Below are 19508 nucleotides of genomic sequence, written 5' to 3' on the forward strand. Positions count from 1 at the left end.
CGGCATGATGGTTGGCGTGCTCGTCGAGGACGTGACCCCGCTGACCGTACGGCCCGTGCGGCGCCCGTTGCTGAGCCAGCGCTGGCACGACCTCACCTTCCTGCACTGGGCGGTGCCGCCGTCGGCGGTGGCACCGCTGCTGCCCGCGGGCACCGTGCCCGACACCCTCGACGGGGCAACCTACGTGGGGCTGATCGGCTTCCGGATGGTCGGGGTGGGTCCGCTGCGCGGGCCCGCGGTGCCGTACCTGGGCACGTTCTGCGAGACGAACGTGCGGTTGTACAGCGTCGACCGGCTGGGGCGGCGGGCGGTGGTGTTCCGGTCGCTGGACGCGGAACGGCTGCTGCCGGTGCTGGTCGCGCGGGCGCTGCTGCGGCTGCCGTACATGTGGTCGCGGATGCGGCTGGCCCGCGAGGGTGACGTGCTGCGCTACACCAGCCGGCGCCGGTGGCCGGGCCCGCGCCCGGCCGTCAACGCCATGGCGGTCCGGGTCGGCGCGCCCATCGCCGCGCCGACGCCACTGGAGCAGTTCGTGACCGCCCGGTGGGGACTGCACACCCGCGCGTGGGGTCGCACCCTGCACCTGCCCAACGACCATCCCGTCTGGCCGCTGCACCGCGCCGAGTTGCTCAGCCTCGACGACACCCTGGTACGGGCCGCCGGGCTGCCGGATCCCTCGGGTCCACCGGTCAGCGTGCTGTACTCCCCCGGCGTCCCGGTCGTCTTCGGGCCGCCCGACGTACCCCCGATCAGCCCGCGTCGAGCAGGGCCACCGACGGCATGTCCCCGGCCAGCAGGCGGGCGATGACGTCCGCCTCGGACGGGCGGGCGAAGTAGAAGCCCTGCCCGAGGTCGCAGCCGAGTTCCCGCAGCGTCGACCACTGGGCGCTGGTCTCGACCCCCTCGGCGACCGTCTGCAACCGCAGCGCCCGGCCGATGCCGATGACCGCCTCGGTGAGGGTGGCCGCGTCCGCGTCCTCCTCGCCCTGGACGAACGACCGGTCGATCTTCAGGATGTCGACCGGGAAACGCTTCAGGTAGCCCAGCGACGAGTACCCGCTGCCGAAGTCGTCGACGGCCACCCGCACCCCGAGGCGGCGCAGGCCGTGCAGCGCCGCCAGCACGACATCGGAGTCACGCATCAGGGTCGTCTCGGTGATCTCCAGGACGAGGCAGGACGGTTCGATGCCCGAACGCGACACCGCGTCGGCGACCTCCTCGACCAGGTTCGGGTTCTGGAACTGGCGCGCCGACAGGTTCACGCTCATGTGCAGCTCCCGCGCCGAGGGCAGCTCCCGGCGCCACTCGGCGAGCTGGTCACAGGCCTGCCGCAGCACCCACCGGCCGAGCGGCACGATCAGACCCGACTCCTCCGCGTACGGAATGAACGTGTCCGGTCCCAGCACCCCGTCGGTCGGGTGCCGCCAGCGCACCAGCGCCTCGACGCCGGTGGGGCGCCCGCTGGGCATGTCCACGATGGGCTGGTACAGGACGAAGAACTGCTCCTCGGCGACGGCGCGTTCCAGCTCCGTGCGCACCCGCGCCTCGCGCAGCACGTCGGCGTACATGGCCGGGTCGAAGACCGCGTAGCGGTCCCGGCCGTTGCGCTTCGAGGCGTACATGGCCAGGTCCGCGTCGCGCAGCAGCTCCTCGGTGTCGGCGGTGCCGTCGCTGGGGGCCGCGATCGCGATGCCGATGCTCATCGTGCAGACGACGTCGCGGGCGGCCAGGTTCACCGGCTCCCGGACGACGGCCAGGATGCGTTCGGCCAGGGCCACCGCCTCCCGCTCGTCGACGCCCTCCACCAGCAGGGCGAACTCGTCACCGCCGAGGCGGGCGAGGGTGTCGGAGGGCCGTACCTGTGCGCTCAGCCGCTCGGCCACCGTGGTGAGCAGATCGTCGCCCGCGCTGTGCCCGAGGGTGTCGTTGACCATCTTGAAGTTGTCGAGGTCGATCAGCAGCAGGGTGACGTGCTCGCCGCCGCGCCGGGCCCGGGCCACGGCATGCTCCAGGCGGTCGTGGAACAGGGCCCGGTTCGCCAGCCCGGTCAGCGAGTCGCGGAACGCCTGGCGGGTCAGTTCCTCCTCCAGCGAGCGGCGGGCGCCGATGTCGCGGACGCTGAGCACCAGCGCGCCGAGGTCAGCGTCCTCGACGCGGTTGGTGCCGATGATGTCGGCGTACAGCCACGCGTCGTCCGCGCACCGCAGGCGGGCCTCGATCCGGCTGGTGTGCCCGACCGGCGTGGCGGCCAGGGCGTTGAGCCATTCCCGGGTCCGGGCCAGATCGTCGGGGTGCGCGAGGGCGCCCAGGTTGCCGTCGATCTGCCACGGCTGGTCGGGGCCGAACAGGGTCCGCGCGGACGGGCTGACGTAGCGCAGGCGTCCGGCGGGGTCGATGGCGAGCACGGCGTCGGAGGAGTTCTCCAGCAGCAGTTCGATGCGCCGTTCCGCGGTGCGGCGGCGGTCGTCGAGCCGGCTGCGGCTGCCCGCGGTCAGCGCGCACAGGCCCACGACGCAGGCCAGCATCGCGGCCATCCCGGCGATGAAGGTGACGTCGATGCCGGGCTGCATCGGCACGAGGGCGAAGAACCCGCCGAGCGCCAGCACGCCCACGCCGATGACCCACCGCGGCGGGTACAGCGCGGCGGACGCCGTGACGACCAGCATGACGGCCGGGACGTAGCGCATCCGGCCGGTGTCGTCGACGACCTCGAACAGGTAGATGATCGCCAGCTCGGCGAGGAACCAGGTGAGCAGAGCCTCGCGCGCGTGCGGCAGGCGGACGATCCGCGCCCACGGCAGCCGGGTCGCGGCCGCCTGCACCAGGGTCACCACACCCATCGGTACGGCCCACCACCGCATGCCGGACTCCCACGCCACCGCCATGCGCAGGGCGGCCAGCAGGGAGATCCCGACGGCGACCCACGCGCAGATCCGGACCTGACGCGCCCAGAACTCGACGTCGTAGTCGTCCGCCAGGGGCTTGAGCTTCACGCCTGGGTAATCGGGTGCGGCGAGGCCCGGCTGAGTCATCGGCCCGGCCGTGAGCCGGTGGTCCCGATCAGAACATTCGTGGCAGCACGAGCCACAGGGCGACGCCGAGCGCCGGGACGGACACCGCCAGCGCGGCCCGGGCCAGCCCCCGGAACCGGCGCACCGGCCCGGACACCCGCAGCACGGCCGCACCGGCCGGTCCCGGCTCCATCACGTACTCGTAGCCCTGCGGGTCGCGGGCCCGCAGGCCCGGCGGATCCGGCCGCTGCTGGACCGTGAGGCCCGCCCGCCGCCACATCCCCCGATACACCGCCACCAGCTCCGGGTACGACACCGGCAGGTCGCGCAGGTCCAGGCTGCGCTGCCGGCGCAGCTGCCCGCCCGGGGTACGGATCCGCCCGGCGCCGCCCGCCGCCGCGGTGACCGGCACCCCCGAGCCGACCAGCGCGCGCGCGAGCCGCCGCGCCACCGCTCGTTCGGCCGGGTCGGCGGGCAGCAGGCGCAGCATCGCGCGCACCAGGTGGGCGTTGGCCACCGCGAACACGCACAGCACCGCGATCCGGGCCAGCGGCGGGGCCGTGCCCGGCCCGGTCAGCCACCGATCGGCCGGCACGTACAGCAGGCCCGTGGGGAAGACCAGCGGGGCGGCGACCCCGCTGCCGGCCGCGGCCAGCACCGCGACGGCCGCCACGTACACGGCGGTCGCGGCGCGAAACGCCAGACCCGGACGCATACGGCCAGTCTGCGAGCCCGGGCCGGGCGGCGCGCGGATTCGGCGCACGCCGGACCGGGCGGCAGCGCATCCGGGCCTGCCGGGTCGGCGGGCTCAGACCGGCACCGCCACGCCGTCGCGGGCGTGCCGGACCGGCTCGGCGGCGGCGAGGCGCCGTTCGACCCGCTCGGCGAGGGCGCGCAGGTGCGGCCAGCGCACGTGGTCCACCCGGGCGTTCCACGAGTGGGCGCCGTGCCGGCACAGCATCTCGGTACGCCGGTCCGCCAGGGTGACCCGCTGGCCCTCGGGCCCGACGGTCTGGTCGGCGTACGTCAGCGCGTCCGCCACCACGCCGCCCTCGTCGGCGAACGCCGCGAGCGCCCCGCCGAGCCCGCGCGCCGCCGCCACGAACACCGCACCCGAGTGGTGGGCGACCAGCCCCGTCACGCGCGGCGGCCACCGCCGGGCCGCCAGGTAGCCGGCCCCGTCCAGCGGGTGGAAGCCGGTGACGACCGCCGGCGGCGCGTACCCGATGTCGTGCAGCCAGGCCGCCGCGACCAGCAGGTCCGCGTCGATCCCCAGCGGTCCGGCCAGTTCCGCCGCCCGGTGCGCCACCCCGCGGCTGTGCCGCCACCGCGCGCCCATGCCCCCCAGCAGCGCGTACGCGGTCTGCTGCGCGGCCTCGGTGAGCGTCGTCAGGGCCAGGCTCATGCCTCGCAATGGTGCGAAACGCCGGTGAACGGCGACCCACGCGCGGGTGACCACCGGCTGAACCCGGCCCGTCGAGCGACCTGCGAAACGTCGGACCGCCGTCTCGCAATTCATTAAGCGAGCGCCGCCGCGGCCGATGTGCTCCATGTTGGGGAGGTCGAGGAGACGCATGCGCAGAGTCAGGATCGGTACGCGGCTGGCAGCCGCGTTCGTGGCCGTGCTCGCCCTGCTAGGGGTGGTGGCGGCGGTCGCGTTCACCGGGATCCGTAATCAGAAGGCCACCGCCAGCGAGGTGCGCGCCCTGCAGGTGCTCACCAGCGAGGCGAAGGAGATCCGGTTCTACGCGGCCAGCCTCAACGGCTGGCAGAGCGCGTACGTGGCGGACATCCACCGGCTCGGCGCGGCTCGCGCGTTCGGTGGCGACTCGGTCAACTACCGCGCCTGGCAGCGCGAACGCGACCGCTTCCAGGCGTACCTGAAGGCGGTGCACAAGGCCGACATGAACGGCGCCGAGCAGGCGCTGTTCGCCAAGGTGCAGAAGGAAGCCGCCACCTACTTCGGGGTCAACGAGCAGGTGGTGGCGGCGTACAAGCCGGGCACGCCCGCGGCTGTGCGCAAGGGTGACCAGCTCGCCCAGTACGACAGCTGGAACTCCTACTACCGGATCATGACCGCCACGCAGCGGCTGGTGGAGTCGGTCGACCAGCGCAGCGACCAGGCGGTCGCCGAGTCGGCCGCGGCGGCCGACACCGCGCAGCGGATCATCCTGGTCGGCAGCGCGCTGGCGCTGCTGCTCGGCTGCCTGCTGGCCCTGGTTGTGACGCGCAGCATCACCCGGCCGGTCGTGGCGGCCCGCGACGCCCTGCGCCGGGTCGCCGACGGCGAGCTCAGGGTGGAGCTGCCGCGCGGCGGCACCGACGAGCCCGCCGAGATGGCCGCCGCGCTCGGCGACGCGCTCGGCTCGATCCACCGGGTGGTCGTCGACGTGGCCGCGCAGGCGGAGGTGCTGGACCAGACCTCGGCCGCGCTGGACGAGGTCGCGCAGACCTTCGCCACCAACATCTCCGAGACCTCCACCCAGGCCCGGATCGTGGCCGACGCCTCGCAGGAGGTCAGCGCCAACGTGAACTCGGTGGCCATGGGCGCCGAGGAGATGGGTTCGGCGATCGCCGACATCGCCGAGAGCGCGTCGCAGGCGGCCCACGTCGCCTCCGAGGCGGTCGCCGCCGCCGGGGTCGCGAACAGCACGGTCGCCAGCCTCGGCGCCTCGTCGGCGCGGATCGGTGACGTGCTGCAGCTGATCACCGCGATCGCGGAACAGACCAACCTGCTGGCGCTGAACGCCACCATCGAGGCGGCCCGGGCGGGCGAGCTCGGCAAGGGCTTCGCGGTCGTGGCGGGCGAGGTCAAGGAGCTGGCCCAGGAGACCGCCAAGGCCACCGAGGACATCGGCCGGCTGGTGCAGGACATCCAGAGCGACAGCGCGGCGGCCGCGTCGGCGATCTCCGGCATCGGCGAGATCATCAGCCGGATCAGCGGCTACCAGACGACGATCGCCAGCGCGGTCGAGGAGCAGACCGCGACCACCACGGAGATGAACCGGGGCGTCGCCGAGGCCGCCGGGGGCAGCACGCAGATCGCGGAAAACATCGCCGCAGTCGCCGCGGCCGCGAGCGCGGCCAGCGACGACGTGGCCCGCTCCCGGGCCGCCGCCGCCGAGCTGACCCGCATGTCGCGGCAGCTGCGCGAGGCCGTCGGACAGTTCCGGTACTGAGAGGCGACGAGGACATGCGTACGAAAATGTTGGTGGCCGCGGCCGCCGCGGGTGCTCTGGCCCTCGCCGGGTGTGCGAATACGCCGGTGGCACCGGCCGACTCGGCGGCCGCCGCGGCGATCGCCGGGCTGGGCGCCGAGCACGTCAAGGTCGGCATGGCGTTCGACATCGGCGGGCGCGGCGACAAGAGCTTCAACGACATGGCCGGTGCGGGGCTGGACCGGGCCAAGAAGGAGCTCGAGATCGAGGTGACCGAGACGGCGCCCGCCAAGGAGGGCGACGACGTACGCCTCGACACCCTGCGCAAGCTGGTCGCCGCCGGCAACAACCCGGTGTTCGCCGTCGGCTTCCAGTACGTCAACGCGTTGAAGAAGATCGCCACCGAGCACCCGGAGACGACGTTCGCCATCGTCGACGACGACTCGATCGCCGCCGACAACGTGGTGTCGCTGGTCTTCGCCGAGGAGCAGGGGTCCTTCCTGGTCGGCGCGGCCGCCGCGCTGAAGTCGAAGTCCGGCGTCGTGGGCTACATCGGCGGGGTGCAGATCCCGCTGCTGCAGAAGTTCGAGGCGGGCTTCACGGCGGGCGCCAAGCACGTCAACCCGAAGATCAAGGTAAAGGTGAAGTACCTGAGCGCCCCGCCGGACTTCAGCGGGTTCGGCGCACCGGACAAGGCGAAGCAGATCGCCGCCGACATGCTGGACGATGGAGCGGACGTGATCTACGCGGCCGCCGGTGGCTCCGGTGCGGGCGCGCTGCAGGCGGTGGCCGCCACCGAAGGCGCCGCGTTCGTCGGCGTCGACTCCGACCAGTACGCCAGTGCTGACGGGGCCGTGAAGTCCGCGGTGCTGACCTCGATGCTCAAGCGCGTCGACAACGCGGTGTTCCAGGAGATCCAGGCGTTCGTGAAGGGTGACCGCGCGGGCGGGGTGCGCCGCTTCGACCTGAAGACCGACGGCGTCGGCTACGCGACGTCGAACTCGGCCCAGATCGCCGGGCTGCAGCCGGAACTGGACCAGCTGCGTCAGCAGCTGTACGACGGCCGGATCGTGGCGCCGACCAAGCCCTGAGCGTCAGGAGCGCGGCAGGAACCACCAGCCGTCGGCCACGGGCCGGCGGCTGGTGCCGTCCTGGGGCAGCGCCTCGGCCAGCACCGAGCGGTGGGCGCGGGCGGCGAGGTACTCCGGTTCCCACCCCTCGAACTCGGTGACGATCTCGACCCGCGGGTCGTCGCCGGGACCCCGCAGCCAGAGTTTGATGCGCATGCCCACGCCCCTCTACTAGGCAATAGCCTATTTCGTACGACCATAGCGTATGTGCTGATCGTCCGCTAAGTTCGCACACGACGCCTATGCGGCTGCCTAGCCTGCGATCATGGGTAAGAAGCTGAACCTCATGGGTGCACATGAGATTCGGGTGCGCCTCGGCGGGATCAGCCGCCAGCGGGCCTACCAGCTCACCAGCCGCCGGGACTTCCCCGCACCGGTGGCCGAGCTGGCGATGGGTAACGTCTGGCTCGCCGAGGACGTCGAAGCCTGGATCAAGGAACGACGGCGGCCGGTGGCCAGCGACAACGACGACGAGGACTAGCTCCGGCGGCCCGACGCAGGCGGACCCCCCGATAACCCGCGGCCGGCAGGGCCGCCGGGTCGTCGGCGGCCGGCCGCCCCGGTCGCGCGGCACCCTCCACATCGGCCTGCCGCCGGACGCGGGTTCCCGCCGCCCGTAATGGCACCACGAGCGCAGCCGGCGCCCGACACACGGTGACGACGGTGAATCGACTTGCGCCGAAGTGACCGCTTCTCGCCGCATTAGCGCAATGCCGCACGGCCCGCTCAACAGAAACACTCGCGGAACAAGGTCAACTGGCAAATGTTTGTGGTACCGTGCCCGCCGTGACCTTGCGGAAATCAATCAATCGAATGCTGCGATCGGTCACCGGCTATGAACTTCGCCCGGCAGGTTCCCCACGCAATGGAGCTGGTGGCCAAAGCGTGAAGGTACCCCCGCGGAGCCAACCGCCGGTGGTCAAGCCCGCTCCGAAGCCGGCGCCCAAGCCGCAGCTCGAGCTCCCCCATGACTTCGACGAGGCCACAAAAGACACCATCCGCGCGGTCAAGCCGCGCACGATGACGTCGCCGGAAAAGCTGAACGCACTCGTCAACTCCGTGCGTTACGTCGTTCGCCACCAGATTCCCGGCGACATCGTCGAATGCGGTGTGTGGCGCGGCGGAAGCATGATGGCAATCGCGAAAACACTCATCGAAGCCGGCGACACGGACCGCCATCTGCACCTCTACGACACATTCGAGGGAATGAGCGAGCCGACCGAACACGACCGGCGCTTCGACGGGCGCCCAGCCGCGGAGATGCTGTCGGCGGCGGACCGCAGCGCGGGGATCTGGGCGTACGCGTCGCTGGAGGACGTGCAGGAGGGGATGCGGGAGTCCGCGTACCCGGCCGACCGGGTCCACTTCTACAAGGGCAAGGTGGAGGACACCATCCCGGCGCACATCCCCGACCGGATCAGCATCCTGCGCCTGGACACGGACTGGTACGAGTCGACCCGGCATGAGCTGAAGCACCTCTGGCCCCGCCTGGTCCCCGGCGGCGTGCTCCTGCTCGACGACTACGGCTGGTGGGACGGCGCCCGCCAGGCCGTGGACGAATGGCTGGAGGAAACCCGGCTGCCCCTGCTGCTGATGCGCATGGACGAGGGCAGGTTGGCCGTCAAACCACCCGCGAGCTGGGACCACAGCCTCTAAGCCGGCTCTTCGTCATCCCCCGCCGCCAGCTCGGCCAGCACATCCGCCGCGTCGCTGCTGCCGGCACCGGCGAGCCGACGAAGTTCCGCGGTGTCGCGACGCTCGCCCGCGAGCTGGACGAGCTCATCGACGGCGTCGCTGCTGCCGGCGTCCGCGAGACGGCGCAGCTCCGCCAGGTCACCGCGCTCGCCGGCCAGCTCAACCAACTGGTCCACCGCGTCTCGATCCCCGTTCGCGGCCCGCGCCCGCAGGTCCGACAGCTCACGATCAGTCATGGCGCCTACCCCCTCAGGTGCTCGGCGTCAGCGTAGACCGCCGAATGCCCGGCGGGCCGCATCACTGGGCCGGCCTCTGGCCCGCCGCGAACCCGCGTGACGCGTACGTGCGACCGGCACGCGGCTAGCGCTTGCGCTCCTGCCGCAACGCGGCCACCGCCACCAACGCGCCGAATCCGATCAACGCGACCAAGAACAGGCAGACCAACAGCTGCCATGGCGCTATCCCACCCATGACGACGAAGCCTAGATCAACAACAACACCGCAGAACACGAGCCGGGTACGGTCGAACTCGCCGGCCCTTCGAGCCGAGGTCAGGCCAAAGGACCCGACCTGCTGGCCACTGTCGAGAGCTCGGCAGGCGAAACAGGCCGCCCCCGGTGGACGCCCGACGTGCTGGCGAGTTTCAGCCCGCCATCCCGACTCCCTGCCCTATGACGAGGCAACGCCATGGATGTCGATGCCTCTGGACGTGGGCGTCGATCACTTCAGGTGTCGCGTGGCGTTATCCCACGGCCGCCAGGAAGTCCGAGTAGAACAGGCCCAGGCCGATCGCCACGCAGATGCCGGCCACGATCCAGAACCGGACCACGATGTTGACCTCGCTCCAGCCGGCCAGCTCGAAGTGATGGTGCAGCGGCGCCATCCGGAACACCCGCTTGCCGGTGGTCTTGAACGAGATGATCTGGATGACCACGGACATCGTGACGATCACGAACAGGCCGCCGATGATGACCGACAGCAGCGTGGTCCGGGTCGCCACGGCCAGGCCGCCGATCAGCCCACCCAGCCCGAGCGCGCCCGTATCCCCCATGATGATCCGCGCGGGCGAGGTGTTCCACCACAGGAAACCCACGCACGCGGCCGCCGCCGCAGCCGCGATCATCGCGATCTCCAGCGGATCCCGCACCTGGTAGCAGTAGTCGTTGACCCGGGCGTAGTCGCTGTCACCACACCAGTGCCGGTACTGCCAGAAGCCGATCAGCGCGTACGCCCCGAGCACCAGGATCGACGCACCCGTGGCCAGGCCATCGAGGCCGTCAGCCAGGTTCACCCCGTTCGACATCGACATGATCACGAAGACGAAGACCAGCACCGAGCCGACCTTGCCCACGTCCAGCAGGCTGACGTCCCGAATGAACGAGATGTACTCGCTGGCCACCGTCTCGCCGTTGGTGCTCGGCACGTACAGCGCCGCGACGCCGAAGCCGCCGCCGACGATCAACTGGCCGAGCAGCTTGCCCTTCGCGCTCAGCCCGTCCGAGTTGCGCCGGCGCACCTTGAGGAAGTCGTCGAGGAAGCCGACCACGCCGCAGAAGACGAACAACCCGAGCAGCACCAGCGCCGTCATGGTCGGGCGTTCCTGGGCGATCTGCCGCTCCGGCAAGGTGGTCAGGGCGACGTGCCCGGCCACGTACGCAATGACGGTGGCCGCGATGAACGCCACCCCGCCCATCGTGGGCGTGCCCTTCTTGCCCTGGTGGGACGCCGGCCCGAGGACCCGGATGGGCTGCCCGGCCTTCAACGCGGCGAAGACCCGGATCGCGACCGGGGTGCCGAACAGCGAGATGACGAAGGCAACCGCCGCCGCAACGATGACCGCCCTCACGGTCTAGCCTCCACGGGATCCGGACTTCTCCCGGCGTCCCAGAGAACCCGGAGCGTCGACCCGAGCTGGCCGTACGGATCGTCCTTCGCGAGATCATCGATCACGGGACACGAGCTTGCCATCCGAGAGCAAGAGGCCCGACCGGTGATCTTGCCTTGCTCGTCCGTCCGGCTGTCGAGCCGTCACCGGCCCGCTACGGCTGTCGGCGCCGTGCCGCGGCCGGGTTTGTCGGTCCGGCTGTCGGCCAAGCCGAGCGCGTCCGCGGCCGTCCTTCGCCTCTCAATGCCAGTAGCGTTCGTAGACCTGTCGGGCCAGCAGCACCGGGCTACCCAGCCGGGCGGCGAGACTCACCGCGTCGTTGACCCCGGCCTCGATGCCCGGGGCGGCTTCCTGGTTACGAAACCTCTGCTCGGCGGTCTGCGGCACGATGAGCCGCCAGGCCTGATTTCTGTCCGACGGATGGGCCGCAGGCCATATCCGCATCACCGCGCCGCCTGCGGCGACCACGGCACGCTTCTCCAGGGTGTACAGCTGCGTGTGACCCATCGGGACGGCGATGTCGTGGCCCCAGGGCTCTTCGACACCGCGCATCGTGCAGGTGAAGCCCCAATTTGTGGCGTAGATCAACGACGTCTCGTCGTGGGTCACGTCGAACGCGGGAAGGCCGTCCGCGAACGGCCCGTCGTACGCATACGTCGATAGGTACGGAGGGGTGAAGGACGTGGCGTCCGGGGACGTCCAGGCCGTGCTGTCGGTGATCTGGCCGAGGTCGAGTGTCACCAGTTCATGATCGCATCGGCGGGCTGGTGGGTGCTTGCTCATGACGGGCGTGGGGTGGACTGATGACGGGCAACGCTGCTGACGCACGTACTGACCAGCGACCGTTAGTCGAACGTCAGAAGAGGCCAGCTCATCAGCGGCTGCACCGACCCAGCGACAGTCATCACCAGCCCCACCGAAGCGAGCCCAGATGCCCGCCGTGGCGTGGTAGCCGCACGGGAGCGATTCCATAGCAACAACGCGACCGGATACCCCACCAATGCAGGACCGGCGAATCGCAGCAAAGATAAGAGGTCGTCTCCCCGATGGAGAGTCGCTACGGTCGCCCCCACCAGCGGCAGCGCAGCACCTAATGCCACGAGTGCCGTTGTAGTCCGCAAAGTCGTAGGTATCAGTCCGAATCCAGGTCTATCAATACTCATTCCGGCACAGTAGCGAGGCCGATCCACCGGTATCGCCGCGTACGCAGCGAGGCCGATCCACCGAGCTCGCCGCGTACGCGGCCACAGCGAGGCGCCATGACCGAGCGCGGAAGCGGCAGCTCCGGATGCCGCGGACGCTTTGCTTCGCGGACTGCCGACACCTGCGCCCGGACGGCTCGGCGTTCTAGTCTCTTGGCCATGGTCGATTATGTACGCCAGGCTGTTCTCGCCGACTTTCCGGTCGATCTTGGCGTAGCCGCGCAGGTGGTCGGCTTGGCGGAGCGGGGACTGGTGACGGTTCGCCGCGACGATGGCCTTCTCATCCTTGCCCGGCGTGGCCCGGCCGACGCGGCGGGGTTGTCGGCCACTGACCAAGTATTGCTGGTCGAGTTGGCGTCGGCGTCCCGGGCGGCAGCTGGCGAGTGGCAGTTGAGCAGGCACCGGTTCGGTCGCATCGGCCGCCGACTGGCGGGGCGGGCTCGCGCTGAACTGCGGGCGGCGGGGCTGCTGAAGGCCCGGCCGACGGTCCCGACGAAGATTGCGCTGGCGGTAGCCGTCGTCGCCGGACTCGGCAGCGCCGTCTGGGTTGCCCGCGACGGCGACGGTGGCCGGCTCATCGCCGGCGGGTTCATCGCGCTGTGTGTGCTGTCCCTGGCTTGGGTGCTGTACGACATCCTTCGTCAACGGATCCGTCCCACTGCGGCGGGCCGGGACGCGCTGGCCGCGGCGCAGGAGCTGCCCGAGCTGCACCAGCTGGCTCCGCTGCTCGTGGCCCGGCGCTGGAAGGAGTGGACTGGACTCAGCCGTGACACCGCGCCTGACTGGCTGACCGGGGTGCCATGGTCGCCCGGTCCCGACATCACCGCGCGGACGGCGACGCTCAACCAGGTGCTGGGTGACATTCGGATGGCGTTTCGGGAGCCGGTCGACCACGGCGACCATTGACCGGCAGGTACCTGTGCCCACTGAGGAGCTTAGCCGCGTGAGCACGCTGCGGGTCCAGTGGTGCCCCTGGCCGGTGTCCGCGGGGTGATGCTGGGGCGTTCAGGTGATGTCGCGGTCGCGGTAGGCGCGGGGCAGGTGTTCACGGGGGGTGCCGGTGGCGACGCGGTTGCGTCCTTGGTGTTTGGCGGCGTAGAGGTTGCGGTCGGCGCTGGCGAGGGTGGCTGCCTGGGTGGGGGGCGCGGTTTCGCTGGTAGCGGCGGCGCCGATGCTGACGGTGACGGGCAGGCCGGCGGTGGTGTGGTGCCAGTCGTGGGTGCTGATGGTGTGCCGGATGTGGTCGAGGATGCTGGCCGCGACGTCGAGGGGGGTGCCGGGTAGGGCGAGCAGGAATTCTTCGCCGCCGAGGCGGGCGGTGAACCCGTTGGGGATGGCGGCGGTGAGTTCGGTTTCGAGGATCTTGGCGACCTGGATGAGGACCTGGTCGCCGGTGTCGTGGGAGAGGGTGTCGTTGATGCGTTTGAAGTGGTCGATGTCGGCGATGGCGAGCGTGAGGTGAGGGTCGCCGGTGATGAGGGCGGGCAGTTTTTCGTCGGCGTAGCGGCGGTTGGGCAGACCGGTGAGGGGGTCGCGGCGGGCTTGTTCGCGGTATTGGTCGGCTTGCTGGCGGGCCTCGGTGGTTTCGAACACGGCATGCCGGGCCTGGGCTTGGGCTTCGCGCTCTCTTGAAGCCAGGTTTTCCTTGGCGGTGGTGAACGCTTTCAGTTCGGCGAATGCGGCGGTGTGCTCGCCGCGGGCGGCGTGCAGTTCGGCCTGTTCCTCGTGGATCTGGGCCAGGAGTTCTTGGAGTCCACGTTCGGCGCACAGTTCGCGGCAGGCGTCCAGGTTCTGCTGGGCCTGGACGAGGTCGCCGAGGCCGCGCCGGGCGCGCGCCAGGGTGAGCTGGTAGAAGGCTAGATCAGCGGCGTTCTCGACGTGTCCGGCTTCGTGCCGGGCGATGCACGTCAGCATCGATTGCTCGGCTGCGGCGTAATCCCCGCTGGCGGCCTGGATCTCCGCGATCGTGTGCAGTTTCACGGGATCGAGTTCGATGCTGTGCGCGTCGGCGGCTGCCGCCATCCGGTCGGTGACTTCGCGGGCTTGGGCTAGATTGCCGAGCTCGTACTCGTAGTACGCCCAGTTGTTGAGCACCACCGCCAGCAGGTTCCACCGCTGTTCTTTGCGCGCCTGGTCCTCGGTCTGCCGGTAGCGCTGCCGTGCCGAATCCATCGCGCCGGTCGCGGCGAGTGCGTCGCACAGCCGGATGCGGAGCGTGATCTGCAGGTCCGTGGGGGCGGTCTCGTCGAGCAGTTGGACCGCGCTCAGCGCGTGCTCCAGTTGTCTGGCCCCGTCGCCGGCGTACTGGTGGATGTCCGCGCAGGCCCCGTGCGCGCGGGCTTCCAGCAGGCGCTCGTCGTGGCGGGCGGCCCAGTGCAGGATGTCGTAGAACTCCCGGGCGACCCCCGCGGTCTCGCCGGTCCTAAAGCTCATACATACCCGCCGGAGGCGGGCGCGCATCACCAGCGCCTCGTCGCCCAGCGCCATGGCCTGCCGCTCCAGCCGGGCCGCGGCGGCCAGGCTGGCCGCGGGGTCCGTGACGAACTGCTCTTCCATCGCCAGCAGGGCAGCCGACAACGCCTCAGCACCCATGACGCTACCGTCCATCGGCCCCACCTCCGGGTCCCAGCGATACGATTTGCCATCGGCCCCGGGCATCGATTACTAAGCGATGGTGGCGAGTTCAGCAGAACCTGGCACGGCGGGCACCAGGGACGCTGACGATCGGCCGGGGTGCGGTTGACGGAAACGGCACCGGCCGACGGCGCCGAAGCGTCCCACCGGCTGCTCCACGCGGACGTTTCCGCAGGTCAGGATGGGTGTCTGGCTCACTTGGCGTTGAAGTAGTTCGCCTCCGGGTGGTGGACGATGATGGCGTCGGTCGACTGTTCCGGTTCCAGCTGGAACTCCTCCGACAGCGTCACCCCGATGCGCTCCGCGTCGAGCAGGTCCACGACCTTCGCCCGGTCCTCCAGGTCCGGGCACGCCGGGTAACCGAACGCGTACCGGCAGCCCCGGTAGTCGTTCTTGAGGATGCCCGCGAGGTCGGCCGGGTCGCCCGCGCCCACGGACCCGCCACCGGGCAGGATCAGTTCGTTGCGCACCCGGCGGTGCCAGTACTCGGCCAGGGCCTCGGTGAGCTGCACCGAGAGGCCGTGCACCTCGAGGTAGTCCCGGTATTCGTTGCGGGCGAACATCTTCGCGGTGTATTCGCTGACCGGCTGGCCGACCGTCACGAGCTGCAGGCCGACGACGTCGAGGCCTTCACCGCGCGGGCGGAAGAAGTCGGCCAGGCACAGCCGCCGCTCCTGGCGCTGCCGGGGGAACGTGAACCGGGCCCGCTCGCTGACCCCGTTCTCGTCGAGCACCACGAGGGTGTTGCCCTCGGAGTACGCCGGGAAGTACCCGTAGACCACGGCCGCCTCCAGCACGTGGTCGGCGGCGAGCCGGTCCAGCCAGTACCGCAGCCGCGGACGGCCCTCGGTCTCCACCAGCTCCTCGTACGTGGGGCCGCTGCCGCCGCGGGAGCCCTTGAGGCCCCACTGGCCGAGGAACGTGGCCCGCTCGTCGAGCATCGCCGCGTAGTCGCCGAGCGGGATGCCCTTGATGACCCGGGTGCCGAAGAACGGCGGCGTGGGCACGTCGACGTCCCGCGCCACGTCGGAACGCACGGACGTGTCGTCCAGCGGCGGCAAGTTGTCCGTGACGATGGCGCGCTGCCGGGCCCGCCGTTCGCGCCGGGCCTGCAGCACGGCCTCACGCTCGGCGTCGACGACCGTGGCGCCGCCGCGCTTGGCGGTCATCACCTTGTCCATCAGCGTCAGGCCCTCGAACGCGTCGCGCGCGTAGTGCACGTCCCCGTCGTACGCCGAACGCAGGTCGTCCTCCACGTAGGAGCGGGTCAGGGCCGCGCCGCCGAGCAGCACGGGGTACCGGTCGGCGACCCCGCGGTCGGCCATCTCCTGCAAGTTCTCCTTCATCACCACGGTGCTCTTGACCAGCAGGCCGGACATGCCGATGGCGTCGGCCTGGTGCTGCTCCGCGGCGTCGATGATCGCGTTGATCGGCTGCTTGATGCCGATGTTGACGACCTCGTACCCGTTGTTGCTGAGGATGATGTCGACGAGATTCTTGCCGATGTCGTGCACGTCGCCCTTGACCGTGGCGAGCACGATGCGGCCCTTGCCGGCGTCCTCCTCGTGCTTTTCCATGTGCGGTTCGAGGTACGCCACGGCCGCCTTCATCACCTCGGCGGATTGCAGCACGAACGGCAGCTGCATCTGGCCGGAGCCGAACAGCTCACCGACGGTCTTCATGCCGTCGAGGAGCACGTCGTTGACGATGGTCAGCGCGGGCTTGTCGCTCAGTGCGGCCAGCAGGTCGTCCTCGAGGCCGTTGCGTTCGCCGTCGATGATGCGCCGCTTGAGCCGCTCGTCCAGGGGCAGGCTGAGCAGTTCCTGGGCGCGCGTGGCGCGGGCGCTGGTGGCGTCCACCCCTTCGAACAGTGCCATGAACTTCTGCAGCGGGTCGTAGTCCTCGGTGCGCCGGTCGTAGATCATGTCGAGCGCGACCTGGCGGTGCTCGTCGGGGATCTTCGACATCGGCAGGATCTTGCTGGCGTGCACGATCGCGCTGGTCAGTCCAGCTTGGACACACTCGTGCAGGAAGACCGAGTTGAGCACCTGCCGGGCGGCCGGGTTGAGGCCGAACGAGATGTTCGACAGACCGATGGTGAAGTTCACGCCCGGGTACAGCTCGCTGATGCGCCGGATCGCCTCGATGGTCTCGATGCCGTCGCGGCGGGTCTCCTCCTGGCCGGTGGCGATGGGGAAGGTCAGGCAGTCGATGAGGATGTCGGCGCGGGCCAGACCCCAGTTGCCGGTGAGGTCGTCGATGAGCCGGGCGGCCACCCGTACCTTCCAGTCGGCGGTGCGGGCCTGGCCCTCCTCGTCGATGGTCAGCGCGACCACGGCGGCGCCGTGCTCCTTGACGATCGGCATCATCCGGGCGAAGCGGGAGTTCGGGCCGTCGCCGTCCTCGTAGTTGACCGAGTTGACGATGCAGCGGCCGCCCAGCATCTCCAGTCCGGCCTCGATGACCGGCGGCTCGGTGGAGTCCAGCATGATCGGCAGGGTGGAGGCGGTGGCGAAGCGGCCGGCCAGCTCGCGCATGTCCTGGGTGCCGTCGCGGCCCACGTAGTCCACGCACAGGTCGAGCATGTGGGAGCCGTCGCGGGCCTGGCCGCGGGCGATCTCCACGCACGCCTGCCAGTCGCCGGCCAGCATCGGCTCGCGGAACGCCTTGGAGCCGTTCGCGTTGGTCCGCTCGCCGACCATCAGCACGCCGGCGTCCTGCCGGAACGGCACCTCGTGGTAGATCGACGCCGCGCCGGCCGCGTGTTCCGGGTGGCGCGCGGCGGCCTGCCGGCCGCGCACCCGGGCCACCACGGCCTCGATGTGGGCGGGGGTGGTGCCGCAGCAGCCGCCCACGAGCGGGACGCCGTACTCGGTGACGAAGCGGTCGAGGGCCTCGGCCAGCTCGTCGGGGGTCAGCGGGTAGTAGGCGCCGCCGGCCGCGAGGACCGGCAGGCCCGCGTTCGGCATGACCGACAGGGGTACGCGGGCGTGCTGCGACAGGTAGCGCAGGTGCTCGGTCATCTCGGCGGGGCCGGTGGCGCAGTTGAGCCCGATCAGGTCGATGCCCAGCGGCTCCAGCGCGGTCAGCGCGGCACCGATCTCGCTGCCCAGCAGCATCGTGCCGGTGGTCTCGACCGTGACATGGCAGATCAACGGCACCGTATGGCCGACCTCCGCCATCGCCCGGCGCGCCCCGATCACGGCCGCCTTGGTCTGCAGCAGGTCCTGGCACGTCTCGACGATCAGCGCGTCGGCGCCGCCGAGGACCAGGCCCGCCGCGTTCTCCAGGTACGCGTCGCGCAGCACGTCGTACCGGGTGTGGCCGAGGGTGGGCAGCTTGGTGCCGGGGCCGATCGAGCCGAGCACGTAGCGCGGCTGCTCCGGCGTCGCGTACGCATCGGCGGCGGTCCGGGCGATCCGCGCGCCGGCCTCGCTCAGCTCCCGGATCCGGTGCTGGATGTCGTAGTCACCGAGATTGCCGAGATTCGCCCCGAATGTATTGGTCTCGACGCAGTCGCTGCCCACCGCGAGGTACGCCTCGTGCACGCTGCGCACCACGTCGGGCCGGGTCACGTTGAGAATCTCGTTGCAGCCCTCGAGGCCCTGAAAGTCCTCGTCGACGCTGAGGTCGGCGGCCTGCAACATCGTCCCCATGGCCCCATCGGCGACGAGAACCCGGTCGGTCAGCGCAGCAAGGAAGTCATTCGGCACCTTCCCAGGCTAAAGGTTCGGCGCCGCACAGCCGAATACCCACCGTCACGTGGGACGCGGAGTGTGACGGGGCTCTCCACCAGCGCCGGCTGCGGCCCTGTCACCCCACGGCGCGGCCGCCGGGCCGGTATCCCGCAGGCCACGTAAGGTTGGCGATGTGACTGAGTTCGACGGCCTCCCCGTGCTGCGCTCCCCCGTGGCGATCGCCGCCTTCGAAGGGTGGAACGACGCGGCCGACGCCTCCACCGCCGCGGTGGAACACCTGGAACAGGTCTGGCAGGCCCGCGAGATCACCAGCATCGATCCGGAGGACTTCTACGACTTCCAGGTCAGCCGCCCGACGATCACGATGGCCGAGGGTGAGACCCGCCGCATCGAATGGCCCACGACCCGGTTCATGGTGGCCAGCCCGCCCGGGACGGAACGCGACGTGGTGCTCATCCGCGGCATCGAGCCCAGCATGCGCTGGCGTACGTTCTGCGAGGAGATCCTTGAGGTCTGCCACAGCCTGGAGGTGAACCGGGTCGTGCTGCTCGGCGCCCTGCTGGCGGACGTGCCCTACACCCGGCCGCTGCCGATCAGCGGCACCGCAACCGGCCGCGAGACCGCGGAGAAGTACAAGGTCGCGCCGACCCGCTACGACGGCCCCACCGGCATCGTCGGGGTGCTGCAGGAGGCGTGCGGCCGGGCCGAGCTGGAGGCCCTGTCGTTCTGGGTGCACGTACCCCACTACGCGAACAATCCGCCGTGTCCGAAGGCGACACTGGCCCTGCTGCACCGCGTTGAGGACGTCCTGGATCTGCCGGTGCCGATGGCCGACCTCGCCGAGGAGTCGGGTGAGTGGGAGCGCCGGGTCCGCGCGGCCGCCGAGCAGGACTCCGAGCTCGGCGAGTACGTGCGGGAGCTGGAGGAGCGGGTCGGCGATGAGGGCATCCAGCCGCTGACCGGCGACGAGATCGCCAGCGAGTTCGAGAAGTACCTGCGCCGTCGCGGCGGCTCCGCCGGCCCGACCGCAGGTTCCTGGTAACGCCCGCCCGCAGGTTCAGGCAGGCCGGAGGTCTGCTGGGCGTCCACACTGGA

16 protein-coding genes are annotated in these 19508 nt (G+C 70.7%); 7 read left to right on the forward strand and 9 right to left on the reverse strand.

Annotation, left to right across the window (positions count from 1 at the left end; genetic code table 11):
- Positions 1-16: 16 nt before the first annotated feature.
- Positions 17-808 carry a YqjF family protein gene (locus EV385_RS01290; protein ID WP_242624634.1) on the forward strand — a complete coding sequence of 264 codons (792 nt, stop codon included), beginning with the start codon at positions 17-19 and terminating at the stop codon, positions 806-808.
- On the opposite strand, the gene EV385_RS01295 is transcribed toward EV385_RS01290, so the two are convergent.
- The 3 genes from EV385_RS01295 to EV385_RS01305 all read right to left on the reverse strand — a co-directional run bounded on the left by EV385_RS01295 (position 750) and on the right by EV385_RS01305 (position 4416).
- Positions 750-2993 (reverse strand): putative bifunctional diguanylate cyclase/phosphodiesterase, encoded by a 2244-nt coding sequence (locus EV385_RS01295; protein ID WP_242624635.1) that lies wholly within the window; start codon positions 2991-2993, stop codon positions 750-752. The genes EV385_RS01290 and EV385_RS01295 overlap by 59 nt on opposite strands.
- Before the next feature lie 67 nt (positions 2994-3060).
- A complete protein-coding gene (locus tag EV385_RS01300) occupies positions 3061-3726 on the reverse strand; it encodes a hypothetical protein (RefSeq protein WP_130507773.1) in 666 nt (221 codons plus the stop codon).
- Positions 3727-3819: 93 nt separating this feature from the next.
- Positions 3820-4416 carry an HD domain-containing protein gene (locus tag EV385_RS01305; RefSeq protein WP_130507774.1) on the reverse strand — a complete coding sequence of 199 codons (597 nt, stop codon included), beginning with the start codon at positions 4414-4416 and terminating at the stop codon, positions 3820-3822.
- 169 nt (positions 4417-4585) lie between these two features.
- Here EV385_RS01305 and EV385_RS01310 point away from each other — a divergent pair, with 169 nt between their 5' ends.
- Positions 4586-6190, forward strand: a complete 1605-nt coding sequence (locus tag EV385_RS01310) for a methyl-accepting chemotaxis protein (RefSeq protein ID WP_165449356.1) — start codon at positions 4586-4588, stop codon at positions 6188-6190.
- A 14-nt stretch (positions 6191-6204) separates the two neighbouring features.
- Positions 6205-7260 (forward strand): BMP family lipoprotein, encoded by a 1056-nt coding sequence (locus EV385_RS01315; RefSeq protein WP_130507776.1) that lies wholly within the window; start codon positions 6205-6207, stop codon positions 7258-7260.
- A 3-nt stretch (positions 7261-7263) separates the two neighbouring features.
- Here the strand turns inward: EV385_RS01315 and EV385_RS01320 are convergent, their stop codons facing one another.
- A complete protein-coding gene (locus EV385_RS01320; RefSeq protein WP_130507777.1) occupies positions 7264-7455 on the reverse strand; it encodes a hypothetical protein in 192 nt (63 codons plus the stop codon).
- 109 nt (positions 7456-7564) lie between these two features.
- On the opposite strand from EV385_RS01320, the gene EV385_RS01325 reads away from it, so the two are divergent.
- Complete coding sequence (locus EV385_RS01325; protein ID WP_165449357.1) at positions 7565-7780, forward strand: helix-turn-helix transcriptional regulator; 216 nt, start codon at positions 7565-7567, stop codon at positions 7778-7780.
- A 305-nt stretch (positions 7781-8085) separates the two neighbouring features.
- Entirely contained in the window at positions 8086-8955 is an 870-nt protein-coding gene (locus EV385_RS01330) for a TylF/MycF/NovP-related O-methyltransferase (RefSeq protein WP_165449358.1), read from the forward strand.
- On the opposite strand, the gene EV385_RS01335 is transcribed toward EV385_RS01330, so the two are convergent.
- The 3 genes from EV385_RS01335 to EV385_RS01345 form a co-directional block, all read right to left on the reverse strand.
- Positions 8952-9230 (reverse strand): hypothetical protein, encoded by a 279-nt coding sequence (locus EV385_RS01335; protein WP_130507778.1) that lies wholly within the window; start codon positions 9228-9230, stop codon positions 8952-8954. The two genes, EV385_RS01330 and EV385_RS01335, sit on opposite strands and share 4 nt — an antisense overlap.
- Positions 9231-9736: 506 nt before the next feature.
- Positions 9737-10840, reverse strand: a complete 1104-nt coding sequence (mraY, locus tag EV385_RS01340) for a phospho-N-acetylmuramoyl-pentapeptide-transferase (protein WP_130507779.1) — start codon at positions 10838-10840, stop codon at positions 9737-9739.
- A gap of 279 nt (positions 10841-11119) precedes the next feature.
- The gene (locus tag EV385_RS01345; RefSeq protein WP_130507780.1) at positions 11120-11620 is read right to left on the reverse strand and encodes a hypothetical protein; all 501 of its coding nucleotides are present in this window, start codon (positions 11618-11620) and stop codon (positions 11120-11122) included.
- Positions 11621-12240: 620 nt separating this feature from the next.
- On the opposite strand from EV385_RS01345, the gene EV385_RS01350 reads away from it, so the two are divergent.
- Positions 12241-12987, forward strand: a complete 747-nt coding sequence (locus EV385_RS01350) for a hypothetical protein (protein ID WP_130507781.1) — start codon at positions 12241-12243, stop codon at positions 12985-12987.
- A gap of 99 nt (positions 12988-13086) precedes the next feature.
- Here EV385_RS01350 and EV385_RS01355 read toward each other — a convergent pair whose 3' ends face one another.
- On the reverse strand, positions 13087-14688 hold the full coding sequence (locus EV385_RS01355) for a tetratricopeptide repeat-containing diguanylate cyclase (protein ID WP_130507782.1): 1602 nt from the start codon (positions 14686-14688) through the stop codon (positions 13087-13089).
- A 221-nt stretch (positions 14689-14909) separates the two neighbouring features.
- Positions 14910-18428 (reverse strand): methionine synthase, encoded by a 3519-nt coding sequence (gene metH / locus EV385_RS01360; protein ID WP_278044960.1) that lies wholly within the window; start codon positions 18426-18428, stop codon positions 14910-14912.
- A 157-nt stretch (positions 18429-18585) separates the two neighbouring features.
- On the opposite strand from metH, the gene EV385_RS01365 reads away from it, so the two are divergent.
- Positions 18586-19455: a PAC2 family protein gene (locus tag EV385_RS01365; RefSeq protein ID WP_130507783.1), complete on the forward strand. Its 870-nt coding sequence runs from the start codon at positions 18586-18588 to the stop codon at positions 19453-19455.
- The last annotated feature ends 53 nt before the right edge of the window (positions 19456-19508 follow it).

Source organism: Krasilnikovia cinnamomea, assembly GCF_004217545.1.
Taxonomy (GTDB): Bacteria; Actinomycetota; Actinomycetes; order Mycobacteriales; family Micromonosporaceae; genus Actinoplanes; species Actinoplanes cinnamomeus.

Bases quoted from the DNA above. Each gene is read 5' to 3' on its own strand.
- EV385_RS01300 (WP_130507773.1), bottom strand. From the start codon at position 3,726: ATGCGTCCGGGTCTGGCGTTTCGCGCCGCGACCGCCGTGTACGTGGCG.
- EV385_RS01315 (WP_130507776.1), top strand. From the start codon at position 6,205: ATGCGTACGAAAATGTTGGTGGCCGCGGCCGCCGCGGGTGCTCTGGCC.
- EV385_RS01350 (WP_130507781.1), top strand. From the start codon at position 12,241: ATGGTCGATTATGTACGCCAGGCTGTTCTCGCCGACTTTCCGGTCGAT.
- EV385_RS01305 (WP_130507774.1), bottom strand. From the start codon at position 4,416: ATGAGCCTGGCCCTGACGACGCTCACCGAGGCCGCGCAGCAGACCGCG.
- EV385_RS01325 (WP_165449357.1), top strand. From the start codon at position 7,565: ATGGGTAAGAAGCTGAACCTCATGGGTGCACATGAGATTCGGGTGCGC.
- EV385_RS01335 (WP_130507778.1), bottom strand. From the start codon at position 9,230: ATGACTGATCGTGAGCTGTCGGACCTGCGGGCGCGGGCCGCGAACGGG.
- EV385_RS01310 (WP_165449356.1), top strand. From the start codon at position 4,586: ATGCGCAGAGTCAGGATCGGTACGCGGCTGGCAGCCGCGTTCGTGGCC.
- EV385_RS01320 (WP_130507777.1), bottom strand. From the start codon at position 7,455: ATGCGCATCAAACTCTGGCTGCGGGGTCCCGGCGACGACCCGCGGGTC.
- EV385_RS01355 (WP_130507782.1), bottom strand. From the start codon at position 14,688: ATGGACGGTAGCGTCATGGGTGCTGAGGCGTTGTCGGCTGCCCTGCTG.